Here is a 24923-nt window from a genome sequence, read left to right as displayed (position 1 = left end):
TGGTCTCTTTTTTCGTTATCAAAGGGAGGAATTACCATGAAATTTTCAAGTAAACAACGTAAAGACGTATTAAATGGAGTAAATAAACAAGAGTTAGATGTGATCGTAATTGGTGGAGGTATTACTGGTTCTGGTATTGCATTAGATGGGGCAACACGCGGGTTATCAACAATTGTGTTTGAAATGCAGGACTTTGCAGCAGGTACATCAAGTCGTTCAACGAAACTTGTACATGGCGGTTTACGTTATTTAAAACAACTTGAAGTGAAAATGGTAGCAGAGGTGGGGAAAGAGCGTGCGATCGTATATGAGAACGGTCCCCATGTAACAACACCAGAGTGGATGTTACTTCCGTTCCATACAGGCGGTACGTTCGGATCATTCAGTACATCAATTGGTCTTCGTGTATATGACTTCTTAGCAGGTGTAAAACGAAGCGAGCGCAGAAAGATGTTTAACCGTGAAGAAACGCTAAATAAAGAGCCTCTTGTAAAACAAGAAGGATTAAAAGGCGGCGGTTACTACGTAGAATATCGTACAGACGATGCGCGTCTTACAATTGAAGTAATGAAAGAAGCGATTGAGCATGGTGCGAAAGCTGTTAACTACGCAAAAGTAGACAGTTTCTTATATAAAGATGGAAAAGTATGCGGTGTACGTGTAATCGATTTACTAGACGGTGAAGTATACGAAGTTTACGGTAAGAAAATTGTAAACGCAGCTGGTCCTTGGGTAGATACACTTCGTGAAAAAGATAACTCGAAAAAAGGTAAAGTACTGCAGTTATCAAAAGGTGTTCACTTAGTAATTGATCAAAAACGTTTCCCATTAGGTCAAGCGATTTACTTCGATACACCAGATAAACGTATGGTGTTCGCGATTCCACGCGGAGGAAAAACGTACGTAGGTACAACAGATACGTTCTATGATAAAGACGCAGCTGTACCGCACATGACAACAGAAGATCGCACATATATCATTAATGCGATTAACTACATGTTCCCAAGCGTGAAAATTACAGAAAAAGATGTGGAATCAAGCTGGGCTGGTGTACGTCCGTTAATTTACGAAGAAGGTAAGAATGCATCTGAAATTTCTCGTAAAGATGAAATTTGGACTTCTGAATCTGGTTTAATTACAATCGCAGGGGGTAAATTAACAGGATACCGCAAAATGGCTGAAATGGTAGTAGACTACGTAACGAACCTATTACAAAAAGAAGGACATAGCGCATATCCGAAGAGCGACACGAAACATATGCCAATCTCTGGTGGACATGTAAGTGGTTCACATGGATTCTCAGCATTCGTTGCGAAAAAAGCAGGCGAAGGTACGAAATACGGTTTAACGGCAGCACAAGCAGAAGAATTCGCGAAATTCTATGGCTCTAACGTAGACGTACTGTTCGACTTAGCAAAAAAACATAAAGACGAAGCGAAAGAATACAACATGCCGCTTGACGTTCTAGTCCCTCTTGTATACGCAATGGATTACGAAATGACAGCAAAACCAGTTGACTTCTTCGTACGCCGCAGAGGCGCTGTATTCTTCAACATCCACTGGGTATACGAGTGGAAAGAAGCAGTAATCAACTACATGGCTGCAAAACTTGGCTGGAGCAAAGAAGAGCAAATGAAATACACAGCTGAACTAGAAAAAGCGTTAAGAGACGCTGTAATTCCTGTAGATCAACAAGAACAGGCAGCTGCGTTAGCGTAAAATAGAAACCACCTGAAGGGGAGCCTTTAGGTGGTTTTTGTTTTATTATGAATGCGCTAAAATATCGATTAAAGTGTTGTGTTTTACTCTTCCTAAAGGGAAATAAGCTTGAAATAAAGGTATAACAAAACGGTATGGACATAGCCAGCCATGTTGTTATAGATTTATCCCGTCTTGTTTTATTTTTTTCTTATTATTGGAGGTGTAAATATAAAGAAAAGCGAGAAGCCCATATAAGATTCCTCCTAACAAGAAAAACGGTTCAACAATTACCAATAGTAAAGAAAGGGATTCTGAGTCCAACAAGCTTTGAGTTATCCCTACGCCACCCCGCAAACCTAAAATCGCACATGCTCCCCATGCTGCAGTGAGCAACAACCAGGAGGGAAATCTTCGTCCCCATGCTTGAACAAGTGCAAGTGCAGTAAATGCAGCAACTATACATAGAGCAATTGCAACTAGATTAATGATGAATAACACTTTGCCCATTGTCCTGCCTTCAAATCCTAAAGTACCTCCTGCCGCCCAATAAATGTGAATTAACCCGAATAGAGCTGACCAAACAAAAGCTGCATAACCAGTAAAAACTAACCACTTCTCGATTTTGTCCAGCGGATGTTGATTATTATTGTTTTTGATTGTAATAACTCCTTTCATTATGAGGGATAATAGCAATCTTTTTGAATACCGTATAGTTTTATATACGGTTTCATTTTATAATTTATTAGTATTACATCCAATGGAAATGCGGAAATATTATGATTATATTTATGCGATCAGTTACTACATTATATGTCCCTTTTATGGAACAAAAATCAATTAGGACTTTTTAACCAAGGAGCTAAAATGTAGGGGAAACACGAATACGGTAAATGATGTCAAAGTAGTAATTGTGGCGGTACCCCAAATACCAAATATACTCATGAAATAATTGATCCACTTATAAAAAGTTATGTAGAAAATGAACTATCTTCGGATCAAAAAAGAAAATTCGAATTGCTGACGGAATTATAAAACAACAGAAGTACCACTACATTAGGGGTACTTTTTATTTTGTATCTTTATTGTGAATTTGAAACAAAGTTGTATACACCCTTTATCTTAAAATCAAGTTATGTTTAAATATAAATGTTAAAAATACACCAAATGAGGTAAATTCTATGAAAAATCTTTGCACTATTTTATTCTCTATCTTTTTACTACTTATTCTCTCTAGTTGCGGACGAGATATTTTAACTAAGGATACTATTGAAGACGGGTTCACACATCGATTAGACTTTGAAAATAAGTTAAAAGAATACTCAAATGGCATGATTGAGATCGAAGATTCAAATATAGAGTATCGTGATAAAGAAAACGATCGTATCTATAAAGCAGACTGGAAAGGATTTGAAATTTATTCCAAAATGGGTAAAAGTGATTGGCTGTCAAACTCCTATTCGATTACAACTGAAAAACTGGTATTTGAGGATAAGACAGCTAATGAGCAGTATCGAAAACTAATGGAAATCATCATTCGTATTGCAGACCCAAAACTCACTATTGAAGAGGTAAATAAGCTAATAGATAGTGGGGTAGACTTAAACGAGGTAAAAGATGGGAGGGGTTTCTACTACCAACTAAAGGTAGGTCAAGACCCAGTAAACAACATTGACTTTACGATTGTACCTAAAGGTGGATGGTAATTGAAGAATGAATAGAAAGAGATAAGATTCTTAGTTTTTTGTTCTTTTAACTGATATCATTTTTGAAAAAACATGTTAAGCAAAGTAAAATGAGCTGCCCATATCGGCAGCTCATTTACATACTTATCGTTAGCGGAAGTCATTTTAAAATTCTATGTGTCGATTTTTTCTTTGCCCTTGCGGATAAACCACCATATCAAAGCTACAAGTAGTAGGAGGAGCGGTATTCCCTGGATAAAGAGAAATCCTCCCCAAAAATCAAGTTCAGTACTATATGGAGAGTCTGTTGCCATCACACCTATAAATAAAGCCACTGGAATTGTGCATAGATTTACCCCTAAACTGACCATTATGAATGTTAGATTTTTATCCTTAGTTTTTGGTGAATCAGAATTGAAGAATGAGAATACTGCAAGGCCGATTATAAAATACAGTATTACATAAAGCTGATTAAGATATCCCATAATATTCCTCCGTTATCCTAATTGTACCATTAGCAAGGCCTATTTTGTGTACATTTGGATGAATAGGATATTCATATAAAGTTAACATAACGTAACATTATTGATAGCAAGAAAAAAGTGGATCCCTACTCTCACAAGGAATCCACCTATTCATTATATGCTTCTATACTTGTTTTGTTTTCTTTGCTAGTGCTAGTGCCAACTTCAAAAAAGCTGCAAGTAGTATGAGAAGCGGTATTCCCTGAATGAAGAGAAATCCTCCCCAAAAATCAAGTGCAGTACTATCTGGAGGGGCTGTTGCCATCCCGCCTATAAAAAAAGCCATTGGACTTGTGAGTAGATTTATCCCTAAACAGACCATTATCAACGATAGGTTTTTAGCCTTAATTTTTGGTGAACCAGACTTAAAAAATAAGAATATTGCAGTGCCGAATATAAGAAACAGTGTTACATAAAAATTTAACATAATATCCCTCCATGACTTTAATTGTACCATCAGCAAGGACAAATTTGAACAAATAGGATATTTATGTAAGTCAGATATAGTGTCTCATTATCAGTAGCAAGAAAAAAGCGGATCCATACTCTCAAAAGGAATCCACTCTCTCTTTTTCTATAACTATATTTTTATATGTTCCTACCATGCTGGCGGTACCCCATACCCATCAACTTAAGAATTTTATAACAACACAGGCTAAAAATTCCATGTATTTTTGAAAGAAAACGGCTTATATTTTCGTTTTGGGGTATTTGCTTTTCATAGCTTGATGGTGATGTGGTAGCGCCAACAAAACGCGAATTTCGTACGCTAAGCAAAGTTATTAAAAGAAAAACCCGTTTTTCTGAACAGGTGAGAGTTATACAGTATTGTAGGTGGAAAACATATCCAGATAATTCAAATCAGCTCAAATTATTTGACGTTGACTTTACTTTTTTGGTGCTTTGCATATCGATGGTAAATTCGTTGACCACGGTAGGACTTTGTTTCAAACCCACACAAGAAAAATAAGATTACCTGCACACTAAAAAGTATAGCGAACAGGTAATCTAGGTTAGGTGTTTTGAGATTAATGAAAGCTAATTTATTTTTTGGATTCTTCCATCAATAATAGGCTGAATTGGTTCTTTTGCTTGTTTTATATAATCTACTAATGCTTCAAAATCAGTTGGTCCTGTTTCAGCATCTTTCCCATTTTTAAAGGACACAAATCCATCGCCACCTGAAGCTAGAAATGCATTCGCAACAACGCTGTAAGTTTTAGAAGGAATAATTTCTTCTCCATTTGTTAAGCGAATACTTGTGACTTTTTCTCCATTTGGCTTGTTCGCATTCCAAGTGTATTGGATCCCTGAAATTTGAAGCATTCTTGTGATGTCTTTTTGCCATTGTTGATTTAAAATATCACGTATGTCTTGACCCGTTAAATTAACCTTTATTAATTGATTTCCGAATGGTTGAATGCCATATATTTCTCCCCATGTAATATCACCAGCATCTAAGTCATTACGAATACCACCAGGGTTCATAAGAGCAATTTGGGATTGCATTGTTGCACGCTGGGCATCAGCAACTAAATTGCCGAGAGTAGATTCACCAGCCGTATTTAGTTTGCGATCTAGTGGAGTGGTAGACTTACCAACAACTTCATTGACAAGAGGTGCGATTTTAGCTTGATACTTCTCCATCTTCTTCTTTATTTTTTTATCAGGCTCTATGCCTTCATGGTAAGTTGTAACAATTTCTGCTTTTTTCTCGACAATATCTTTTGTCTTACGATCAATCTTTACATCAACATCAGCAAAAGCCATTCCATAAGAATTTGCTTGTACGACAAGTTTATTATTAACAGTTCCATTTACATAGGTGTGGCTATGCCCCCCAAAAATAACATCGACTTCTGGATCAGTCTCATTTGCTAATCGGACGAGATCACCATTTGTTACGCCGTTCGCATCTGTTGTACCTCCGTTATGCGCAAGAACAACGATAGATTTAACGCCTAGTTCTTTCAATTGCTTTACGGATTTGTTAATGGCTTCAACTTCATCTGTAATTTCTACATTCTTTAGCATAGTAGGCATAACAAGGTTAGGAACATCTGTTGTTACGACTCCGATAAAGCCAACAGGAACCCCTTGTACCTTTTTTATAGTAAATGGTGGTAAAAATAGATGACCGGTGGATTTATTATAGAAATTTGCGGCAACATATGGGAATTTTGCTCCTTTAAAATTCCCTGTTTTTTCATGGTATCCACCATAAATAAGGCGGTGCATTTCTTCAACGCCTTCATCAAATTCATGATTTCCGATGGTTCCAACATCAAATTTTAAATCGTTTAGAAATTCAATCGTGGGTTCGTCTTGTAATAATGCTGAAACGGGAGGACTTGCTCCAACGATATCGCCCGCATGAACCTTTAATGTATTTGGATTTTGTTTTTCACGATCACGTAAATAAGCCGCTAAGTACTCGATTCCCCCTGCATCTTTATTGTTAATTTTCTTTACAGTGTCTAGTTGCCCATGAAAATCGTTAATACCGAGCATTTGTACATCTATGTAGCGGTTTGGTTCTGTATTTGTTTGAGCCGAAGGCGCAGCAAATACACTTGAAAAAGTAACTGTACTTAATGCTAAAGCAACTGGAATGATTTTTTTCAACATAAAATTTTCTCTCCCCTTATTACAATCTGACATCATATGATATAATCTGACATCATTCGATATAATTTTAATAGATTAAGAAGATTATTTCTATAAAAATTCTACTAATTATAAAAATTAATAAGATTTTATTGTTTTCTGACAAAAGACTCCTTCCTCAAAAATGTGAAACACTAATTTTAGGTGGGAGATGGATATCGGTATGCGCTACATAAATTGTTAGATATTCGCACACATCTGTTTTACAAACTATTCACAGGAAAACAGATTCATATGGATGAAATGACAGAATCAGAGTAAATGTAAAATAGGGTGAGTGCAAAATTATGGATGTTACTTTTATATTGTTCTTTGTAGGGGAGACCTTACACATCCATCAAAGTAAGAGTGAAAGTAAACTGAGCTTGCGAAAGGATAACGCTTTTTTTATATTTGAGGGTATTAAAATTAACTTTAAAGAATGTATGCGATATGTTTTTCGTTCGGATAATTATGAAAGTTTATAGAAATGAATGTTAAAACAGTTTTTATTTACACTGATAGGACATAATTATATTCCAACTACAAATATTGATACGTCTATTAAATGGTATACTCATAATCTTTATTAAGGTAACGAGTTAGAGTTTTCCGTAACAAAAATGAGCAAAGGGATTTTGCTCTTTGGTTGAGCTAATACAAATGAATAAAAGGTTTACTCTTCGTAAAGAAAATTAGATTTAAAATAAAGGTAAAAAACGGTACGGACATTGCCATCCGTATTTTTTTATGTATTTATAAAACTTTTCCATACAGTGCGTCGTCTAATATATGGAAAGGAGGAAATGATGTGGATGAATTAACGGTAGAAGCGTTTGAAATAGAAGATAAGGAGGACCTTATCGACGAAATAATGAACAAGTATGGACAAGAAGTGTTACAGCTTGTGTATTCATATGTGAATAATAAAGAGGTTGCGGAGGATTTAACGCAAGGTATATTTGTGAAATGCTATAAATCTCTTCATACATATAAAGGGAAATCGAATTTGAAAACATGGTTGTGGAGAATTGCGATTAATCATTGTAAGGATTATATAAAAAGTTGGTATAACAAAAAGGTAATCGTGACAGAGGATGAATTTACGTATGTTGGGAGTCAAAAAGAGAGCGTTGAACAAACTGTCATTCAAAATGCGGAGGACCGTAAGCTGGCTTCTGCTGTAATGAATTTACCGATAAAATATCGAGAAGTGATTTATCTATTTTATTATGAAGAGTTATCAATTAAAGAGATTGCTACGGTAATAGAAATAAAGGAAAACACAATAAAAACGAGACTGAAAAAAGCAAAGGAACTTTTGAAGGAAGGATTGGAGGAATAATCAAATGGAAGATCGATTAAAAGGCTTGCGAAAATCAATGGAGAACACAACTTTTAAACATTTGAGTTTTTCTGATCAGCATCGAAAGCGGGTGCGCGAAAAAATCAATCAATCGTCCGAAAAGGAAGAAGATATCCTTTTAGCAGTGTTGCAACTTCTTATGAATGAAAAAACAGGTTATGAATTGATGCAGTTACTGCGTGGGAGAGGGATTCAAAAATTCGAAGGCAATGAAGGGTCTCTATACACTGTATTACATCGTCTAGAGCAGAATCACATGATCCAATCTAGCTGGGATCACGCGGGAGCTAAATATTATCAATTAAATGATAAAGGAAATAAGATGCTGCGAAAGGCAGAGAAGAATGCTACGAAGGCACGAATTATATTAAAAGGCTTAGTACAGGAGTGAGAAAAAATTGAACAAAAAGGGGAGCGTTTTTTAAAAGAAGTTACGAACCATATTAAATCAAAAGAAGCGAAGGACTTGGTGGCAACGGAACTAGACTTTCACTTGAAACAGACGAAGAATATGTGGATAGAGAAAGGCTTAAGCGAGGAAGTTGCTGAAGATAAGGCTGTTGAGCAAATGGGGAGTCCGATTAAACTTGGCCAGGAACTGAACAAACTGCATAAGCCAAAGATTGATTGGTTCTTAATTGGTTTATTAGTGGCTGCGATGGGATTAGGTTTTTTGCCGGTTATAGCCTTTGGATATATGAATGATTTACTAATGGATAAGGTGATATCTGTTGTTCTTGGTATTGCAACAGCGTTAGGGATGATGCTGATTGATTATCGCAAGTTAGAGAGATTAGGTTGGCTGTTTTATACAATTGGTGTACTTATCTTGTTAATGCTATACTGTTTTCCAAATGCTGGGATGCTTGGAGAACCGATAATAAAAGTTGGTCCTATTACAATTGACCGTTTAATGGCAGTGCCGTTCTTTTTCTAGCTTGGGCTTCTTTTTTCAATAACAATAGATTGAAAGTTAGGTATCTTGTAGTGTTGTATTTATTTTCTTTGTATTTATTCTTAATTGGCGCAGCTTTTTCAGTGATTTTTATTTATATCACGATGGTATTCGTTATGCTTTGGTGGAGTAAGTTAAGAAAGAAAACGGCATTAATTATTACAATTGTACCAATCTGTTTATTGATTATAAGGGCGTCTTTTTCCTGGCCCTCAGTAAAAGGATATCATTTGGATAGATTTTTAGGGTATTTGAATCCAGAGCGTGATGCACAGGGCGCAGGCTTTATGTATATACGTTTAAAAGAGGTAATGTCGTCAGCAGGTTGGTTTGGTACATATGGAGATGTAAAGCGCATCCCTAATCCAGATACTGATTTTGTATTTGCAAGTTTGACTTATTATTATGGATATGTGCTAGCACTGATTCTTGTCTTAATCCTTTCCCTTTTCGTAGCAAGGTTAGTGGTCATATCTTATAAAATAAATGATCGGTATGGTAAATTACTGCTCGTTGGTGGAATGACCCTTTTTATAGTTCAATTCATTTATAATGTGGGCATGATTCTAGGGTTATTACCGATTGCTGCGATATCCTTACCTTTTATTAGTTATGGATTAACACCAACTGTATTTCATGCGCTTTTAATGGGAATCGTGCTAAGTGTATATCGCCGCAAAGATATGTCGTGTAGAATGAGAAAAACACCTTGATACTTATTATAAGTTGTATATAAAAGCATTCATTATTATGATCAAGTACAAACGTAAATAGATAGCAAAAGAGGGTTATGATAAATAACCCTCTTTTCGTGTTTAAATAAGTGCACTTGCTTTTATAGAAGTACATAATTCAGAACGAGAAATTGATTCAGCTAGTTGTTGTAAATAGGAGTATTCTTCCGCATCTTTTTCGGAAGTGTTAGGATCTAATAAAGGTGAAGAAAGAAGTACATCAATCGTAAGTATGTCTGCATCATGAGAAATGATGTTATAACCTGCAAATACAGGTCGTTTTAAGTCTTTTACTGTTTGAATCATCTGATGGAAATTCGTAACACTTATAATGATTTTTGCTAATGGAAAGCATTTTTGGGTGGGATTCTCGATGGTTTTTCTAATTTTATAATCGTATACATAGTAGTACTTTTCTTGCTGCTCAAGTGCTTGCAACTCTTTCGTTAATAAGTGGTATTTGTCTGTAAGTCCAGTTGTGAGTGCATCATTTTTTTCTCCAACTAATAATGTGAAAGGTCTTGGTGATGAGATTTCGAGAGGGCGGACGTTTAGGTCGGTAAAAGTAGGATTATATTGTAAAATGGTATGTAATTTTTCGGTAGGAAACACGCCGTCATAAATCGCAATAAAATAATGATTCATCTTTTCACTCCTTAACTTTTTCTAAACTGATATATTCTACTTTAAAGGTGTAAATCCTGCATAAAAAAGAAACACCTTGATTAGTATCAAGGTGTTGTAATAAGCTCAAAACTCTCCGAATTAGCCCCCGTTACAAAAGGACTAACCTCACCAACACTATAAAGCTGCAATTCATGCATCGCACGTGTACAAGCAGTGTAGAACAATCTACGCAAGCTTTCATCACTGTACACATCTTTAGAAGCATCGTAAATAATAACAGCATCAAATTCGATGCCCTTCGCTAAATAAGCAGGGATAACGACGATGCCTTGCTCGTACTCGGCTGAGCTACTTTTCACAAGTTTAATATTCTCGATATGACTGAGTGCTTCGTAGGCAGCGGCACTTTCAGCTGCGGATTTACATATAATTGCGATCGTATTGTGCTGTTGTTTTTGTAATTCAGCGACTTTGGCAGTAATACGGTCGTGCAGTTCGCTGAAATTAGACACTTTCGTCACTGTAGGTTTCTCACCGTCACGTTCAAAGGCATGAATGTTATTGCCTTCCGGTACGAGAGCACGTGTAAATTCAATAATTGGTTTTGTTGAGCGATAGCTACGAGTTAAGTTGATGCCGTTCGTTTCATCTGGTCCGTATAAGCTAGTAAGTGTATTGAAATTCACTGCTTCACTCGCATGGGCGAATATTGCTTGGTTAAAGTCCCCAAGTACCGTCATTCTTGCAGCAGGGAAGAGACGTTTCAAAAACTCGAATTGAAACGGAGAATAATCTTGCGCTTCGTCTACGAGTACGTGTTTAATGGATCTGTTCGTTTGGAAGCCTTCAATTAATTCTTTTAAAAGTAAAAATGGAGTCGCATCCTCGTAATATAGCTTTCCTTCATCGAGCGTGTTCACAGTTAGCGAGCAAATATCATCCCAGTCTTTCGGTTTTTCTCCAGTAACCCATGATGCATCTGTAAAGAGTTGTTTATATATGCCTGTGAAATTGATGAAACGCAATGTTTGAACGCCTTTACGAAGCGGCTTCAATTTTTTACGGACAATCATGCGTCCAAGTACTCTCGTTTCTTTCTCAAAATCATGAAAGGAGTTGTCGTCAAACTCACCCTTTTTCTGTAAATATTTATAAGCCTTTTGGTATTCATCTTTGCTAAGTAGTTCAATTTCTTCTTCTACCCAAGGCTTTTTCAGTTCTGCTTTTTCAAGTGCATCTATTTGCTTATTTAGCCAATCCGTTAACTTTTCAATTCGATTATGAAAGCGGAGGGAGGAATCAGTATTATAAAATTGCTCTGTAATTTCTTTAGCAGAGACAATTAGTTTTCCCCTAAATTTCATTCCTCTAAATAGCATGCCTGAAGATTCGAGAGATTGTCTGTACGCTCTAATCATCTCGAAAAATTGAGTAGATGCTTTAAATCGAATGCTAGCATTTCTCGTTTTATAGATAGGGCTATTCGTTTCAGTTAACATATATTCTAATTGCTCATAAGGATCTTCAACGTCAAATGACTTGCTTAGTCTATGGTTTAAATATTCCTGGAATGTCACTTGCTGCATATTCTCTTCACCTAGTTCTGGCAATACGTTAGATACGTAGCTGTTGAACATGGAGTTAGGGGAGAAGAGAATGATTTGATCTGCTTTTAACCATTCGCGATATTTATATAGTAAGTAGGCGATTCGCTGCAGGGCAGCCGACGTTTTACCACTACCAGCAGCTCCTTGAACGATAAGTAGTCGCCCTTCATCGTGACGGATAATTTCATTTTGCTCGCGCTGGATAGTAGCAACAATACTTTGCATATGTTTGTTTGTACCTTTTCCGAGCGCTTGTTGCAGGATTTCATCACCAATTGTAAGGCTCGTATCGAACATAGAATCAATCTCGCCATTTTGAATAATGTATTGTAATTTTTTCTCCACATTACCGTGGATTACGCCTCCTGGTGTACTGTATTCAGCCGGTCCTGGTGGATAATCGTAGTAGACACTCGAAATGGGTGCGCGCCAGTCATATATAAGAAAGTTTTCTCCGCTTGCATCAGTAAGTGTAGCTACGCCGATATAAATTTGATCCGCAGCAGATTCTCCTTCTTCTTTGAAATCGATTCGCCCAAAGTAAGGTGCTTTATGCATACGGCGTAATGCAGCAAGTCGATTAAAGGTGTGCTTATGGGTAATTTGTGTTACGGCTAGTGACTGAGCTTGTTGTCTTAAGTTGATAACCGTTTCAAGATAATCGTCAAAAGTATCAGTGTTAACTTTTACATCATCCCAGAAGTGTTTACGAATGTTGATTACTTCTGCCCGGCGTCTGCCAGTTTCGCTTTCCAGTTTATCAATTTGCTCCGTAATAGTTTCTATTACGCTATCCAATCGTTTTTGCTCTTGATCAAGTTTTTTGTTCATACGTAAGCACTCCTTTAAAAGTGAAAAATAGAGGTTGACTGAAGATGTGTTTTGGTGTACAATTAAGATGCGGATAAATACATTTTTCTGTTTTTAATGAATGCGTTTCTGTACTAATTTAACATAGTTTTTTCATTTAATCAATGATAATAAGATAAACCTTGGTTTCGTGTTGAGCGAATCAAGGTTTTTTTGTGTTGAGTGGAGTAAGGTGGGGGAGTATATCGATGTATCGGCAAAAAACTACTACAAAATAAAAAAGCTTGGGGGCTACCCAAGCTTTTTTCACTTCATTATTTCTTTGCGTCTTTTTTAGCGTCAGCTTTTGGTTCTTCGAAAAGATCTTTCAAATCTTTATCGTCAACTTTTACGTCAGCTTTTTTGATTTCTTTCATCATAAGATCGTTCATAAATTGAGCGTCTTGTGATTTTTCTTGAACTACTTCTTTTTTGATGTCAGCTTTTGCTTGATCGAAAGTTTTGTCAGCATGAGTATCAGTTACTTTAATGATATGGTAACCATGTTGTGTTTTTACTGGCTCACTTACTTCGTCTTTTTTCAGCTTACGAGCAGCTTCATCGAATTCTTTTACCATTTTATCTGGTCCGAAGAATCCTAAGTCGCCACCTTTTTCTTTTGAACCTGGATCTTCAGAGTACTTTTTCGCTAACTCTTCGAAAGATTTACCTTGTGCAAGTTCTTCTTTCACTTTTTTAGCAGTCTCTTCATCTTTTACAAGAATATGGCTTGCTTTAATTTCTTGCTTATAGTCTTCATATTTTGCTTGTAAGTCTTTATCAGTGATTGCTTTTGCAATTGCTTGTTCTTGAGCTAATGAAGCGCGAACACCGTTTTTAACTGTTTCTTCTTTAAGGCCTTGTTGTTTCAATAGTGTATCGAATTGATCACCGACTTGCTTTTTCATTTCATCGTACTTTTTGTCTACTTCTTTGTCATCGACTTTGTAGTTTTTGATAAGTACTTTTTCCATAACCATGTTATTTAGTACTTGTTTACCAGCTTGTGTCTTCATTTGATTGTAGAACTCTTCTTTAGTGATGTCACCAGCTTTAGATGTAACAATTTTGTCTGATGATGGTGATGTTCCACATGCTGATAATGCGATTACACTTGTTGCGGCTAAGGCAAGCATAGCTTTCTTCATTCAATAAACACTCCTACTATTATGTATTTTTAATTTATCCCATACAAATGAAGAAACGCCTTATGATAGGTTATTTTCGTTCATAAGAACCCGATTAAGTCTCACTGATGTTTGCTTTTTTTATATGTAAAAGCACGCTTAACAGGGCTTAGCGAGGCTTTGGGATAAAGTTTAGATGCGTGTCGTTTATTTCATAGTATAAGCAATATGTACAAAATTTAATATATCATATTTCGACTCGTTTTCCTATTGATAAAGAAATTTTAACCAGTTTGTGTCAGATTTTGAAAGGGTACCACATTGGGCGCATGCTGCATATACAGAAAAGAGGAGGGGATGGGGGATGAATTCTCAACTTATTTTATTACTTGTACTGTTTATTTTATTGGTTATAGTAGGTATAATTTGCTTATAGAGGAAAAAAATGAGGAAGGGGCTTTCCTTCCTCACTTTCCATGAAATATAATTTCTACATAACTAGAAATTAATAGAATGGTAATACATACATTAATAACTCGAAAGACACCTGGCTGGCGGCTCGCAGATATTTGTTTTCGCTCACACAGTGTATGTGTCATGAAATTCGTGTAAAATATAACAAGAAGTGCAAATGCGACAAAAACAACGGTTATAAGAGTCATGAGGCGAGACCTCCTTTTGGCTAAAATACATATACTTTATATATTGTATCATACGATATTTTGTTCGTGTTACAAAATTCAGAAATAGAAGACTTTGTGTTAGGAAGTGAGGGAGAAAATGGACGTTGTAAGAAGACTAGAACAAGCTGAATATTACGTAGACCTACTATTTAAAATGATTGATGAAGAAAAGTGTCCATTTTATTCTTTAATCATAAAGAAAAAAGCTCGTAAAAAAGATATTGAACGTATACTAAATCTTTGTGAAAAGCTGAACGAACAATACGTAAAGGAGAAAGCAGAAGGCTTTCTATTGTTCGATGCGCTGTTAGATCAATTTGAAAAAGCGCTTCCACATCAGCTCGAAGTAAACGAAACTGCGGAAGCGCTAGTAAAGCAAGGCTTATTTGTGCCACTTATGAATGAATTTTTACGCATGATTGCGAAAAGATAAAAAGATTATTTTTTAACTAATTTTTGATCGGATTCCGTAAAGTTCTCCTCAATACTCTCTAATGATTTCTCAAAAATATCGATGAAGTCTTGTCCGTAAATATTGCGCAGGATTGCGATAAGTTCGATATTTTCTGGGAACTTACCGTAAAAATTACGAAGTGCAAGTGCCCCATTAAACACAGAATTATTTTCAGGATCATACTCCTCCATTAAGCGAAGTAGTAATTCTTCCCCTTTGTCTGTAATTTCAATGTACGTATTTCGTTTATCATCTTCTTTTTTCGAGAATACAAGATAGCCGCGTTCTTCTAGCTTTTTAGAGAAGTTAAACGCCGTTGATACGTGCATAACTCCAAACTTAGCAATCTCAGAAATAGAAGCCCCTTTTAAATGATAAGCGATTGATAAAATGTGATGCTCGTTAATGTTCAAATCGTAAGGTTTAATCCACTGTTGCCAATCTTTCTCTACGCATTTCCATAACGCTTTTGATAATTGAGCAATGCGTTGGCTGAAAATCATCGCTTCTTTTACCGAGTAATCTTTTTCTCCACTTTTCATTTACTCACCCACTTTAACATTCTTTTTCATTACTATCTATTATGCCAGTAAAATAAAAATTAATAAAGTCTTTTTGTGAGAATTGTGAAAATTTTTTGGAAAAATGACATTCTATACAAATCATGCATAACTATGGAAGCGTTTTATGAGTCAAGAATACATGTGTTGTCCATACATGTTAAGGGATAACAGATATTGTAAATGCATAAAAACACGGCATATCTATGTGATATGCCGTGTCAAGGTCAATTCGTATAAAAAATATTTGTTATATGCAAAAAACTAAGCAGGAATATGTTTACGCTTTTTCTGGAACGGCTTCTTGTAGTTTCTCAATTGACTTTTGAATGTCTAAAATTTCTTTTTCAATATGTCGTTTGTTTTGAGAAATATCTTGTTTCCAGTTAGAAAGCGTGTCTTGCATATCGTCTTTTAGTTCTTGAAATACTTCTTTACCTTCTGAAGCAGTTTCAACGATTTGGCGCTTTAACAACTTCGTATCAGCTGTAATATCAGCTAATGTCTTTTTAATATCAGTTCCTTTTTCTTTCAGCTTACCGCGCATGGCTTTACCAGAAGAAGGAGTTGAGAAAAGAACGGCTAGTCCAGCAACTGCTCCGCCGCAAAGTACACCTGCAATAAAGGATTTAGCTTTTGACATAAAAGGAAACCTCCTTATTTTTCGTTCGTATTCATGATGTATAAAACTGTGCATATCTTTAAAACAAGGGGAAGAAAAGTGAACTTTTCTCTCTTGTACGTGCTATGCACAAAAAATCATATCCCCGGCATTTTTTGTGAAGAAACAAGCCATGCAATATATGCCGGAGGGAAGGCTTGTTATGTATTACTTCTTATTATAGTGGCACTATTTCACACTATTTGCAATTGTACTTGCGATGTTTTGTAAATTTTCCATAGTGTATTCATTTTGGTGTGATTTCCAAACAGCACCGAAACCATCGTTTTCACCGTAGCGTGGAATTAAATGAAGGTGGAAGTGGAATACAGTTTGTCCAGCTTTCTCGCCGTTATTGTTAAGCAAGTTGAAGCCAACTGGATTAAATTCTGCTTTCATTGCATTTGCGATTTTTGGAACGACAGCAAAAATATGTGATGCAATTTCTGGCGTTAACGCAAAAATGTCTTGTTTGTGAACTTTTGGGATAACAAGAGTATGTCCTTTTGTTACTTGACTAATATCTAAAAATGCAAGCACATGTTCATCTTCGTATACTTTTGAACAAGGGATTTGCCCGTCAATAATTTTACAAAAAATACAATTGTCCGCTGTATGATTCATCGATCTCATCCTTTCAAATAGCCTTAGCCGTATTTTACCATAATTACATAGGAGAACAAACACGAAAAACAGGAAGCTGACTCAGCTTCCTGTTTTCTGAAGAGGGATTGAAAAAGCATTTTTTATAATTTACGGTTCGCAGACACCTCATTTATTTAAGAAATGCACGGTAAATCGGCTAAAGTTTCTGCCGTAGACACCCCATTTTCAAGTGAAATGAATTGCAATCTTTTTTTAAAATGAAATTGTTTATTTTTTAAAACAGTATATGCTCTTTCGGAGACACCCCGTTTCGAAAATGAAACAAATTATCTGGTTATGTGTAAATTTCATTGTCCAATTTGGACACCCCATTTCATGATGACTTCACTGTGTTGTTATACTCATCAATTGGTGGTTGCTTTTTCAATGTGTTCCTTCCTCACTAATTATGATGTCCGCTTTCGTAAAAATATATGCTAATAAATTTAAATTTTTTTTGGAGGCATCGATACTATGTAGTACAGCGCCATTTTTGGTAAGATGAATATAGAATGAATACTAATGAAGAAAGTGGTGTCGTATGAGCGAGTTATTGCGTGTAGAAAATGTTACAGGAGGATATACGAAACGACCTGTACTAAAAGATGTTTCGTTCTCTGTGAATAAAGGCGAGCTTGTCGGCTTAATCGGTTTAAATGGAGCTGGTAAAAGTACGACAATTAAACATATCATCGGTTTAATGGAGCCGAAAAAAGGAACTGTCACAATTAACGGGAAAACAATTCGTGATGATATGACAGCGTACCGTTCTAGTTTCTCCTTCATTCCAGAAACGCCAGTATTATATGATGAGTTAACGTTAGAAGAGCATTTGAAATTAACAGCGATGGCATACGGTGTAGATGAAAAACAATATGAAGAACGCGTAGGACAACTATTACAAGAGTTTCGCATGAAAAATCGTTTGAAATGGTTTCCGTCTCATTTCTCAAAAGGGATGAAACAAAAAGTAATGATTATGAGTGCATTTTTAGTTGAACCATCTCTTTACATTGTGGACGAACCTTTCGTTGGTCTTGATCCTTTAGCGATTCAATCGCTTCTTCAAATGATGGATCAAATGAAAAAGAGTGGTGCGGGTATTTTAATGAGTACACATATTTTAGCGACAGCAGAGCGCTATTGTGATTCATTCATTATTTTGCATCAAGGTGAAGTGAGAGCGATGGGAACATTATCAGAACTTCAATCCGGGTTTAATATGCCAGGTGCAACGTTAGATGATATTTACATTGCATTAACAAAGGAAGAAGATTATGAATAGCACAGCGTTATGGAAAGAACGGTTTCGACACTTTCTAAAAGAAGTTCGTACATATAGTAAATACGTATTTAATGATCATTTGAAATTTATTTTCGTATTTATCATCGGTGCAGGAGCGTATTATTACCAGCAATGGTTACAAACGTTAACATCTTCGTTTCCGACAGTGCTCGTTATGGCGGTCATACTTGGCCTCGTATTAACAGCTGGGTCAATCCAAACGTTATTAAAAGAAGCGGACCTCGTTTATTTGCTGCCAGTTGAAGAAAAGTTAAAGCCTTACTTTACAAAGGCATTTCTCTTTACGTTTATGATTCAGTTATACATAATCGCAATCGTAGCGGCTGCGCTTGCCCCGTTATACTTCCAGCAAATGAATCAAACAGGAGCGGCTTACATATGGATTGTAATCGCGTTCGTCATTGTAAAGGCGTGGAATTTATTCGTTGCGTGGGAAAAATCATTTTTAACAGATCAAAGCGTTCAAAAAGCAGATTGGTTCATTCGTTTTATCTTAAACGGCTTATTTGTGTACTTCCTTGTAGAACGTACTTCAGTCATTTTTACCGGTGTAATTGTCTTTTTAATGGTGCTATACCTCGCTGTTATGCATCAAAAGGTGAAGGGAAAGCCGCTGAACTGGGAGTATTTAATTTCTGAAGAAGGTAAAAAAATGATGCTGCTGTACCGCATTGCGAATATGTTCGTTGATGTACCGGCGTTAAAAGAGAGAGTATCACGCCGAAAATGGCTTGATTTCATCCTTTCGATGATCGGTGAGAAACGTACATATTTATACTTATATACGAGAACATTTTTAAGATCGGGTAACTATTTCGGATTATATGTGCGTCTGCTCGTTCTTGGGGGAATTATTCTTTACTTCATCCCATTTTTATATGGACGCTTTATCGTAAGTCTTGTTTTCTTATACTTAATCGGTTACCAGCTCTTAACCCTTTGGAAACATCACCGCATGAAAGTTTGGCTTGATTTATATCCGGTAGGGGGAGACGAGAAGAAGAGAGATTTTCTTACTTTATTAAATGCGATTCTCATTATCGGCAGCGTTGTATTTACAGTTATATTTGCACTTGCGACGAAAGATTTCATTATGACCGGCATTTTATTTGTAGTAAGCATATTATTTAGTATTGGTTTCGTTTATCAATACGGTGCAAAGCGCATTGAGCGTTTAAATTGAAAGGAATGAACCTATGATTACATATGAAGAGAAGCTTATAAAAGAATTGGAGCAGTGGAAAGCTACATTCATGAAAGATTCTTCTATGATGACACGGTTCTCAAAGAAAGTGCAGACGAAAGTACAACAGCTTATTCCGGCGAAAGTGCAAAAAGTATTAACAGAAACGATTCGGATGATGGTGCAAACGATTAGTGCCGGATCAAACTTTATAAAGCCGAAATTAAAAGAGACGAACTGGTCACTGCAAAGACGAGACGACGAAGTACGTAAAAAAATGGATGAGTACAAAAAAATAGCAGCGGCAGAAGGAGCAGGGACAGGAGCAGGTGGTATTCTCCTTGGCCTTGCTGATTTTCCGCTTTTACTCGGAATTAAAATTAAATTTTTATTCGATGCAGCAACATTGTACGGATTTGATACGAGCAATAAAGAAGAGCGCCTTTTTATCCTTCACGTTTTTCAACTTGCCTTTTCAAGTGACGATCATCGAAAAGAAATATGGAAAGCAATCGAAACGTGGGATACAGAAGAAGAAAATCATATGGATTGGGAAAAGTTCCAAACAGAGTACCGAGACTATATTGATTTAGCAAAAATGCTGCAGCTCGTTCCAATCATCGGTGCCCCGGTTGGCGCATATGCGAATTATCAATTGTTGCAAAGACTTGGAGAAGTGACGATGAATTGTTATCGTATGCGATTGCTTAATAGAAATTGATTTGTTTTATCAAAAAAGAAAGCCTCTTAAATGTGTAATTTAGGAGGCTTTTCTATTTATTATTTTGGCTGTTTTCGTAGATATTGTTGCTTTTGATGCAAAAACGAAGAGGGGATTTACCCCTCTTCGTTCCTACTTCCTCATCGAACTTCCTACGATCTTACCTGATGGTTCGTCCACCAGTCTATTTATATCACCTAACAATTCTCGCTGTTTAGACGGAATGGTAACAAGTGTTACTTCTTTTCCTTTGAATGACGCATCATCGAGTTGATATTCGGTTGCATCCGCTATTACCTTGCTGACTTTGGCATCTTTCCAACTGCCATCTATTTCATCTTTCTCTGCTTGCGATAACGAGTTCCAAACCAATTCCCTTACATCCTTTGTCGTTTGTACCGTTTCTGTTTTCGGGGTTTCGTTGGTTTTTGTTGTTCCACAACCGCTTAAAAGGATGGATACACAAGTGAATGCAGATACAATCATGCCGATTTGTTTCTTCAAGATGCAAAACTCCCTTCATCGCATAGATACTTCTATATTCCACGCCCTGACACATATCCCTTCTTCACACCAAGATATATCAATATACGATATTTCGGGATTGGCTCATACACATCTCAAAGAAGAGACAGTATCAAAGTGCGCTCGTTGACACACTTGCAGAAGCAAGAGCGTTGTTTGTTCCGACTTTGGCATTTAGTGATTGAGATAGTCCTCAATCACTTTTTTTTATATTTTTATTCATATTTTTTATTTTTTTACCAATAATATACAAATAAGTTACTTGAGCTTACTTTACTGTATTTAGGGGTGCAAAATATGAAAGTATCAATATTTATTACTTGTGTTGCAGATGTTTTTTATCCAGAAGTAGGGAAAGATGTTGTGGAAATTCTCGAAGATTTAGGTTGTGAAGTTGATTTTCCAAAAACGCAAACTTGCTGCGGACAACCTGCTTATAATAGCGGGTATGTTAAAGAAACAAAAACAGCTGCAAAACATATGATTGAAGCCTTTGCTAGTTCAGAATATGTTGTGGCACCATCGGGGTCTTGCGCTATGATGGTTCACGAGTTTTCTACCTTATTTTCTGAAAGTGAAGCGGAGTGGAAGAAAAAAGCGACTGAGCTTGCAAATAAAACGTATGAATTCACACAATTTCTAGTTGAAGTATTAGGGAAAGAAGACTTAGGTGCGGAGCTTCATAAAAAAGCAACGGTTCATACATCTTGTCATATGAGCCGATTAATGGGGATTAAGGAACCGCCGCAAAAATTATTAAAATGTGTAAAGGGACTGGAAGTTGTTTCATTGCCGCATAATTATGATTGCTGCGGATTTGGAGGGACATTCTCGGTGAAAATGCCAGAAATCTCTGAAGAAATGGTTGAGGAAAAAGTAAAGCATATTATGGAAACCGGTGCGGAATTGTTAATTGGGATGGATTGTAGCTGCTTAATGAATATAAAAGGACGTTTAACACGTAATGGTTATCCAATTGATGTAAAACATATTGCTCAAGTATTAAATGAAGATCGAAAATAAGAGGGGGATATAGAGATGGGAATGAAAATTGGGAACGATCCCTTTCATAAGCGTACTGAAAAAGGCATTGGGGATAAATTTATGCGACAGGCTGTCAGGAAAGCGCAAGATGGTCTTAGAATCAAGAAATTAAAAGCTACTGAGAGTCTTGGGAATTGGGAAGAATGGCGAGCTTTAGGAGAAGAAATTCGAAAGCATACATTAGAAAATCTTGATTATTATTTATATGAGCTAAGTGAAAATATCGAAAAAAACGGCGGTTTTGTTTATTTCGCAAAGACTGCAGAAGACGCAAGGGAATATGTAAAAGAGATTGTAAAAAAGAAAAATGCGAAAAAAATTGTGAAATCAAAATCGATGGTAACAGAAGAGATTAGTTTAAATGAAGCAATTCAAGAAGCTGGAGCGGAAGTGTTAGAAACAGATCTTGCTGAATTTATTCTACAAGTGAACGACCACGATCCTCCCTCGCATATTGTTGTTCCGTGTCTTCACAAGGATAAAGAACACATTTGTGAAATATTTAAAACAAAGTTAAATTACACTGGAACATCTGATCCTACGGAAATGGCGAGGTTTGTAAGATCATATTTACGGGATGATTTTTTTTTCAGCGGATATAGGAGTGACTGGATGTAACTTTGCTGTTGCAGAGTCTGGATCAATTTCTATCGTAGCAAACGAAGGAAATGCAAGACTTACGACGACACTTCCGAAAACGTTAATTACAGTTATGGGGATGGAACGTATTGTTCCGACATGGGAAGAGCTGGATGTTCTAGTAACACTCCTATGCCGAAGTTCTGTAGGACAAAAGTTAACAAGTTATATTACAGGGTTAACTGAGCCGGGAGGGACAGATGGACCGGAGGAATTTCATTTAGTCATTGTTGATAACGGTCGTTCCGATATTGTAGGAACAGAATTCCAAAGTGTCCTTCAGTGTATTCGTTGCGCGGCATGTATTAATGTGTGTCCTGTATACAGGCATATTGGTGGACATGCATACGGTTCTATTTATCCAGGACCAATTGGAGCTGTATTAACACCACTTTTAGGGGGATATGATGAATATAAGGATTTACCTTATGCATCTAGCCTTTGTGGTGCTTGTACAGAAGCGTGTCCAGTGAAAATCCCGTTACACGACTTATTAATTAAACATCGCAGCCGTATTGTAGAAGAAAAACAATCACCCGTAGCTTGGAACGTTGCTATGAAAGGTTTTGAACAAGCGGTGAAGAGTCCTAGACTATTTTCTTTTGCTGCGAAGAGCGCTCCGTATGCATTAAAACCTCTCGCAAAAGGGGATAAGATTGAGCGTGGCATTGGACCGTTAAAAGCTTGGACGGACGCGAGAGATTTTCCAGTTCCGAAAAAACAACCGTTTCGAGAATGGTTTGAAAAACACGTAAAGGAGAACGATGATGGCCATCCAAAATCGTGAGGAATTTTTACTCCAATTATCAGAAAAGCTTGGTAGGAAACGTCCAGAAGCAGTGGAAAAACCAAACTGGTCTGTTTCCCCGCAGTGGAATGTTTTTAGCGGACTTTCGCAAGAAGAACTTGTATTACAGTTAATGGAGCACTGCGAAGTCATTCATACAGAAGTAAAGCGAACAACAAAGGAAAATCTTGTTGAAACATTGGGGTCTTTTATAACAGATTGGAATATCAAATCTGCGATGTGTGCGAATGATGAGCGCTTTAATGAATATGGTCTTACTCCATTTTTCAAAAATGAAGGCACAACACAATTTCGCACATGGGGATTAGATCATAAAGAAGAGGACATAGCATTTGCGAAAGCTGCTGACCTTGGTATTACGTTCAGCGATATGACCCTGGCAGAATCGGGAACCGTTGTGCTTTTTAATGACGGGTTAAAAGGAAGGCATGTTAGTTTGCTTCCAGAGTCATATATTGCAATTGTTCCTAAAAGTACGATCGTACCAAGGTTAACCCAAGCTACAAAACTGATTCATGATCAAAGTAAAGCGGGAGAAACACTGCCGGCTTGTGTGAATTTCGTTTCTGGTCCGTCAAATAGTGCTGATATTGAAATGAACCTTGTCGTAGGTGTACATGGGCCAATTAGAACAGCTTATATTATTGTGGACGATCAATAATGAAACACACATGATGTATAAGAATGCGGAAAATAGAAAGCACTGGCCGTTAATACAGCCAGTGCTTTCTATTTTCCGTGCTCTTACTGGTGAAAGTTAAAGACCAAGTCCACTATAGCTGACTCCAGCTACGATTAATATGATAAAGAGCACAATGAGTAATATGTAGCCGCTACTAACGCTCTTGCCATCTTGTCCAGCTTCACCGCCGCCAGTGCCACCACTACCGCCTTTACCGCCAAGTCCCATATGAACATCCTCCTTATTGTTATATGTTGCTTTTACTTTATGTTTTCTACATTTACCAATAAACCCCTTCTGGAGCGCTAACTAACTTGCAAATCATTTCGTTTCATTTTATAATTTATTTACCGACCGGTAAGTAAAATTGAGTGAGGTACAGTATGACAAAAAATTTACAAACATCGCAAAACATTGTAGAGGCATCATTTAAACTCATGGCAGAGCACGGTATTGAGAAGATGAGTCTTTCCATGATTGCGAAAGAAGTAGGCATATCAAAGCCAGCTATTTATTATCATTTTTCGTCTAAAGAAGCGTTAGTAGATTTTTTATTTGAAGAGATTTTTTCTGAATATCATTTCGTAAATTACTTCGATAAAGAACAATATACGAAAGAAAATTTTGCAGAAAAGTTAATCGCAGATGGTTTACAAATGTTGTCTGAGTATAAAGGCCAAGAAGGCATATTACGCGTTATAAATGAATTCATCGTAACTGCGACGCGAAATGAAAAGTATCAGAAACGTTTATTTGAAATACAAGAAGATTTCTTAAATGGATTCCATGATTTATTGAAGCAAGGTGTGGAACTTGGTGTTGTGTCAGAACATGGAACAGAAGAAAACGCGCATACGTTAGCGCTTGTTATTGATAATATGAGTAATTACATATTAATAGGATTCGATTTAAAGTATAAAGAAATTTGGATTCGAAATGTGAAAAACGTAATGAAGGGGGAATAAGGATGAAAATGCAAAAAAACTGGTGGCTCGGGTTTCTTGGATTTATCCCGCATTAACTGCCCGTAAAAGCCCGATTGGTTCAACTAATAATCAAAGGGGGATGGAAAAAACCCCCTCTGATTAAAGTTTCACTTTATCGGAATTTATAAAATCCCAGGTATGATTGAAGCTTTTCAAGCGGATAAAGGTTGGTTTGCATTAATCGGTTTCGTGTAGTTACTTTGGTTCG

At 36.6% G+C, this 24923-nt stretch carries 24 protein-coding genes and 2 pseudogenes; 13 read left to right on the top strand and 13 right to left on the bottom strand.

All coding sequences use genetic code 11. From position 1 onward, the window contains the following. Positions 1 to 36: 36 nt before the first annotated feature. Positions 37 to 1719, top strand: a complete 1683-nt coding sequence (glpD, locus tag CDB3_RS19105) for an aerobic glycerol-3-phosphate dehydrogenase (protein ID WP_128855581.1) — start codon at positions 37 to 39, stop codon at positions 1717 to 1719. Between the two features lie 156 nt (positions 1720 to 1875). On the opposite strand, the gene CDB3_RS19100 is transcribed toward glpD, so the two are convergent. Beyond that, a complete protein-coding gene (locus CDB3_RS19100; protein WP_128855580.1) occupies positions 1876 to 2376 on the bottom strand; it encodes a DUF3995 domain-containing protein in 501 nt (166 codons plus the stop codon). 503 nt (positions 2377 to 2879) lie between these two features. Between CDB3_RS19100 and CDB3_RS19095 the strand changes: the two genes are divergently transcribed. Continuing rightward, a complete protein-coding gene (locus CDB3_RS19095) occupies positions 2880 to 3404 on the top strand; it encodes a hypothetical protein (protein WP_071772336.1) in 525 nt (174 codons plus the stop codon). Positions 3405 to 3556: 152 nt separating this feature from the next. On the opposite strand, the gene CDB3_RS19090 is transcribed toward CDB3_RS19095, so the two are convergent. From CDB3_RS19090 to CDB3_RS19080, 3 genes are all read right to left on the bottom strand, one after another. Further along, on the bottom strand, positions 3557 to 3868 hold the full coding sequence (locus CDB3_RS19090; RefSeq protein WP_071747296.1) for a hypothetical protein: 312 nt from the start codon (positions 3866 to 3868) through the stop codon (positions 3557 to 3559). A 163-nt stretch (positions 3869 to 4031) separates the two neighbouring features. After that, a complete protein-coding gene (locus CDB3_RS19085; protein ID WP_128855579.1) occupies positions 4032 to 4334 on the bottom strand; it encodes a hypothetical protein in 303 nt (100 codons plus the stop codon). Between the two features lie 611 nt (positions 4335 to 4945). After that, on the bottom strand, positions 4946 to 6535 hold the full coding sequence (locus tag CDB3_RS19080; RefSeq protein WP_128855578.1) for a bifunctional metallophosphatase/5'-nucleotidase: 1590 nt from the start codon (positions 6533 to 6535) through the stop codon (positions 4946 to 4948). Positions 6536 to 7364: 829 nt separating this feature from the next. On the opposite strand from CDB3_RS19080, the gene CDB3_RS19070 reads away from it, so the two are divergent. The 3 genes and pseudogenes from CDB3_RS19070 to CDB3_RS19060 all read left to right on the top strand — a co-directional run bounded on the left by CDB3_RS19070 (position 7365) and on the right by CDB3_RS19060 (position 9587). Next, on the top strand, positions 7365 to 7898 hold the full coding sequence (locus tag CDB3_RS19070) for a sigma-70 family RNA polymerase sigma factor (protein WP_128855577.1): 534 nt from the start codon (positions 7365 to 7367) through the stop codon (positions 7896 to 7898). A gap of 4 nt (positions 7899 to 7902) precedes the next feature. Beyond that, positions 7903 to 8310, top strand: coding sequence for a PadR family transcriptional regulator (locus tag CDB3_RS19065; RefSeq protein WP_128855576.1), 408 nt, complete (start codon positions 7903 to 7905; stop codon positions 8308 to 8310). A 6-nt stretch (positions 8311 to 8316) separates the two neighbouring features. Further along, positions 8317 to 9587, top strand: a pseudogene (locus tag CDB3_RS19060) (FtsW/RodA/SpoVE family cell cycle protein). Positions 9588 to 9689: 102 nt separating this feature from the next. Here the strand turns inward: CDB3_RS19060 and CDB3_RS19055 are convergent. The 4 genes from CDB3_RS19055 to CDB3_RS19040 form a co-directional block, all read right to left on the bottom strand. Next, on the bottom strand, positions 9690 to 10253 hold the full coding sequence (locus tag CDB3_RS19055; protein WP_128855575.1) for a hypothetical protein: 564 nt from the start codon (positions 10251 to 10253) through the stop codon (positions 9690 to 9692). An 86-nt stretch (positions 10254 to 10339) separates the two neighbouring features. After that, on the bottom strand, positions 10340 to 12673 hold the full coding sequence (gene helD / locus CDB3_RS19050; RefSeq protein ID WP_128855574.1) for an RNA polymerase recycling motor HelD: 2334 nt from the start codon (positions 12671 to 12673) through the stop codon (positions 10340 to 10342). A 293-nt stretch (positions 12674 to 12966) separates the two neighbouring features. Beyond that, positions 12967 to 13839: a peptidylprolyl isomerase PrsA gene (prsA, locus tag CDB3_RS19045; protein ID WP_128855573.1), complete on the bottom strand. Its 873-nt coding sequence runs from the start codon at positions 13837 to 13839 to the stop codon at positions 12967 to 12969. A gap of 446 nt (positions 13840 to 14285) precedes the next feature. Next, entirely contained in the window at positions 14286 to 14480 is a 195-nt protein-coding gene (locus CDB3_RS19040) for a hypothetical protein (RefSeq protein WP_000172693.1), read from the bottom strand. Positions 14481 to 14598: 118 nt separating this feature from the next. Between CDB3_RS19040 and CDB3_RS19035 the strand changes: the two genes are divergently transcribed. Then, a complete protein-coding gene (locus CDB3_RS19035; protein ID WP_071747306.1) occupies positions 14599 to 14934 on the top strand; it encodes a DUF1878 family protein in 336 nt (111 codons plus the stop codon). A gap of 5 nt (positions 14935 to 14939) precedes the next feature. Here the strand turns inward: CDB3_RS19035 and CDB3_RS19030 are convergent, their stop codons facing one another. The 3 genes from CDB3_RS19030 to CDB3_RS19020 all read right to left on the bottom strand — a co-directional run bounded on the left by CDB3_RS19030 (position 14940) and on the right by CDB3_RS19020 (position 16800). Continuing rightward, the gene (locus tag CDB3_RS19030; RefSeq protein WP_000834922.1) at positions 14940 to 15497 is read right to left on the bottom strand and encodes an HTH-type transcriptional regulator Hpr; all 558 of its coding nucleotides are present in this window, start codon (positions 15495 to 15497) and stop codon (positions 14940 to 14942) included. A 298-nt stretch (positions 15498 to 15795) separates the two neighbouring features. Beyond that, the gene (locus tag CDB3_RS19025) at positions 15796 to 16158 is read right to left on the bottom strand and encodes a YtxH domain-containing protein (RefSeq protein ID WP_128855572.1); all 363 of its coding nucleotides are present in this window, start codon (positions 16156 to 16158) and stop codon (positions 15796 to 15798) included. 207 nt (positions 16159 to 16365) lie between these two features. Next, the gene (locus tag CDB3_RS19020; protein WP_001016832.1) at positions 16366 to 16800 is read right to left on the bottom strand and encodes an HIT family protein; all 435 of its coding nucleotides are present in this window, start codon (positions 16798 to 16800) and stop codon (positions 16366 to 16368) included. Between the two features lie 562 nt (positions 16801 to 17362). Here CDB3_RS19020 and ecsA point away from each other — a divergent pair. Genes ecsA through ecsC form a run of 3 tightly spaced genes read left to right on the top strand, consistent with a single transcriptional unit; the run spans position 17363 to position 20031 of the window. Next, the gene (gene ecsA, locus CDB3_RS19015; RefSeq protein ID WP_097829915.1) at positions 17363 to 18106 is read left to right on the top strand and encodes an ABC transporter ATP-binding protein EcsA; all 744 of its coding nucleotides are present in this window, start codon (positions 17363 to 17365) and stop codon (positions 18104 to 18106) included. Beyond that, entirely contained in the window at positions 18099 to 19310 is a 1212-nt protein-coding gene (locus tag CDB3_RS19010) for an ABC transporter permease (protein WP_128855571.1), read from the top strand. The genes ecsA and CDB3_RS19010 overlap by 8 nt, the downstream gene beginning before the upstream one ends. Before the next feature lie 13 nt (positions 19311 to 19323). Further along, positions 19324 to 20031: an ecs operon protein EcsC gene (ecsC, locus tag CDB3_RS19005; protein WP_128855570.1), complete on the top strand. Its 708-nt coding sequence runs from the start codon at positions 19324 to 19326 to the stop codon at positions 20029 to 20031. Positions 20032 to 20163: 132 nt separating this feature from the next. Here ecsC and CDB3_RS19000 read toward each other — a convergent pair whose 3' ends face one another. Then, complete coding sequence (locus CDB3_RS19000) at positions 20164 to 20535, bottom strand: hypothetical protein (protein ID WP_128855569.1); 372 nt, start codon at positions 20533 to 20535, stop codon at positions 20164 to 20166. A 318-nt stretch (positions 20536 to 20853) separates the two neighbouring features. Here CDB3_RS19000 and CDB3_RS18995 point away from each other — a divergent pair, with 318 nt between their 5' ends. The 3 genes and pseudogenes from CDB3_RS18995 (at position 20854) to CDB3_RS18985 (ending at position 23708) form a co-directional block, all read left to right on the top strand. Next, positions 20854 to 21579 carry a (Fe-S)-binding protein gene (locus CDB3_RS18995; RefSeq protein WP_128855568.1) on the top strand — a complete coding sequence of 242 codons (726 nt, stop codon included), beginning with the start codon at positions 20854 to 20856 and terminating at the stop codon, positions 21577 to 21579. A 15-nt stretch (positions 21580 to 21594) separates the two neighbouring features. After that, positions 21595 to 23026, top strand: a pseudogene (locus tag CDB3_RS18990) (LutB/LldF family L-lactate oxidation iron-sulfur protein). After that, entirely contained in the window at positions 23007 to 23708 is a 702-nt protein-coding gene (locus tag CDB3_RS18985) for a LutC/YkgG family protein (protein ID WP_128855588.1), read from the top strand. The pseudogene CDB3_RS18990 and the gene CDB3_RS18985 overlap by 20 nt, the downstream one beginning before the upstream one ends. A 96-nt stretch (positions 23709 to 23804) precedes the next feature. Here the strand turns inward: CDB3_RS18985 and CDB3_RS18980 are convergent, their stop codons facing one another. After that, the gene (locus CDB3_RS18980; protein ID WP_097829922.1) at positions 23805 to 23957 is read right to left on the bottom strand and encodes a sporulation protein YjcZ; all 153 of its coding nucleotides are present in this window, start codon (positions 23955 to 23957) and stop codon (positions 23805 to 23807) included. A 155-nt stretch (positions 23958 to 24112) separates the two neighbouring features. Here CDB3_RS18980 and CDB3_RS18975 point away from each other — a divergent pair, with 155 nt between their 5' ends. Next, entirely contained in the window at positions 24113 to 24694 is a 582-nt protein-coding gene (locus CDB3_RS18975) for a TetR/AcrR family transcriptional regulator (RefSeq protein WP_097829923.1), read from the top strand. Positions 24695 to 24923: the final 229 nt, after the last annotated feature.

Source organism: Bacillus sp. CDB3 (genome assembly GCF_002081505.1).
Taxonomy (GTDB): Bacteria; Bacillota; Bacilli; order Bacillales; family Bacillaceae_G; genus Bacillus_A; species Bacillus_A cereus_AT.
Note: the sequence above shows the minus strand (reverse complement) of the source record. Positions and strands in the feature narration are given on the sequence as shown.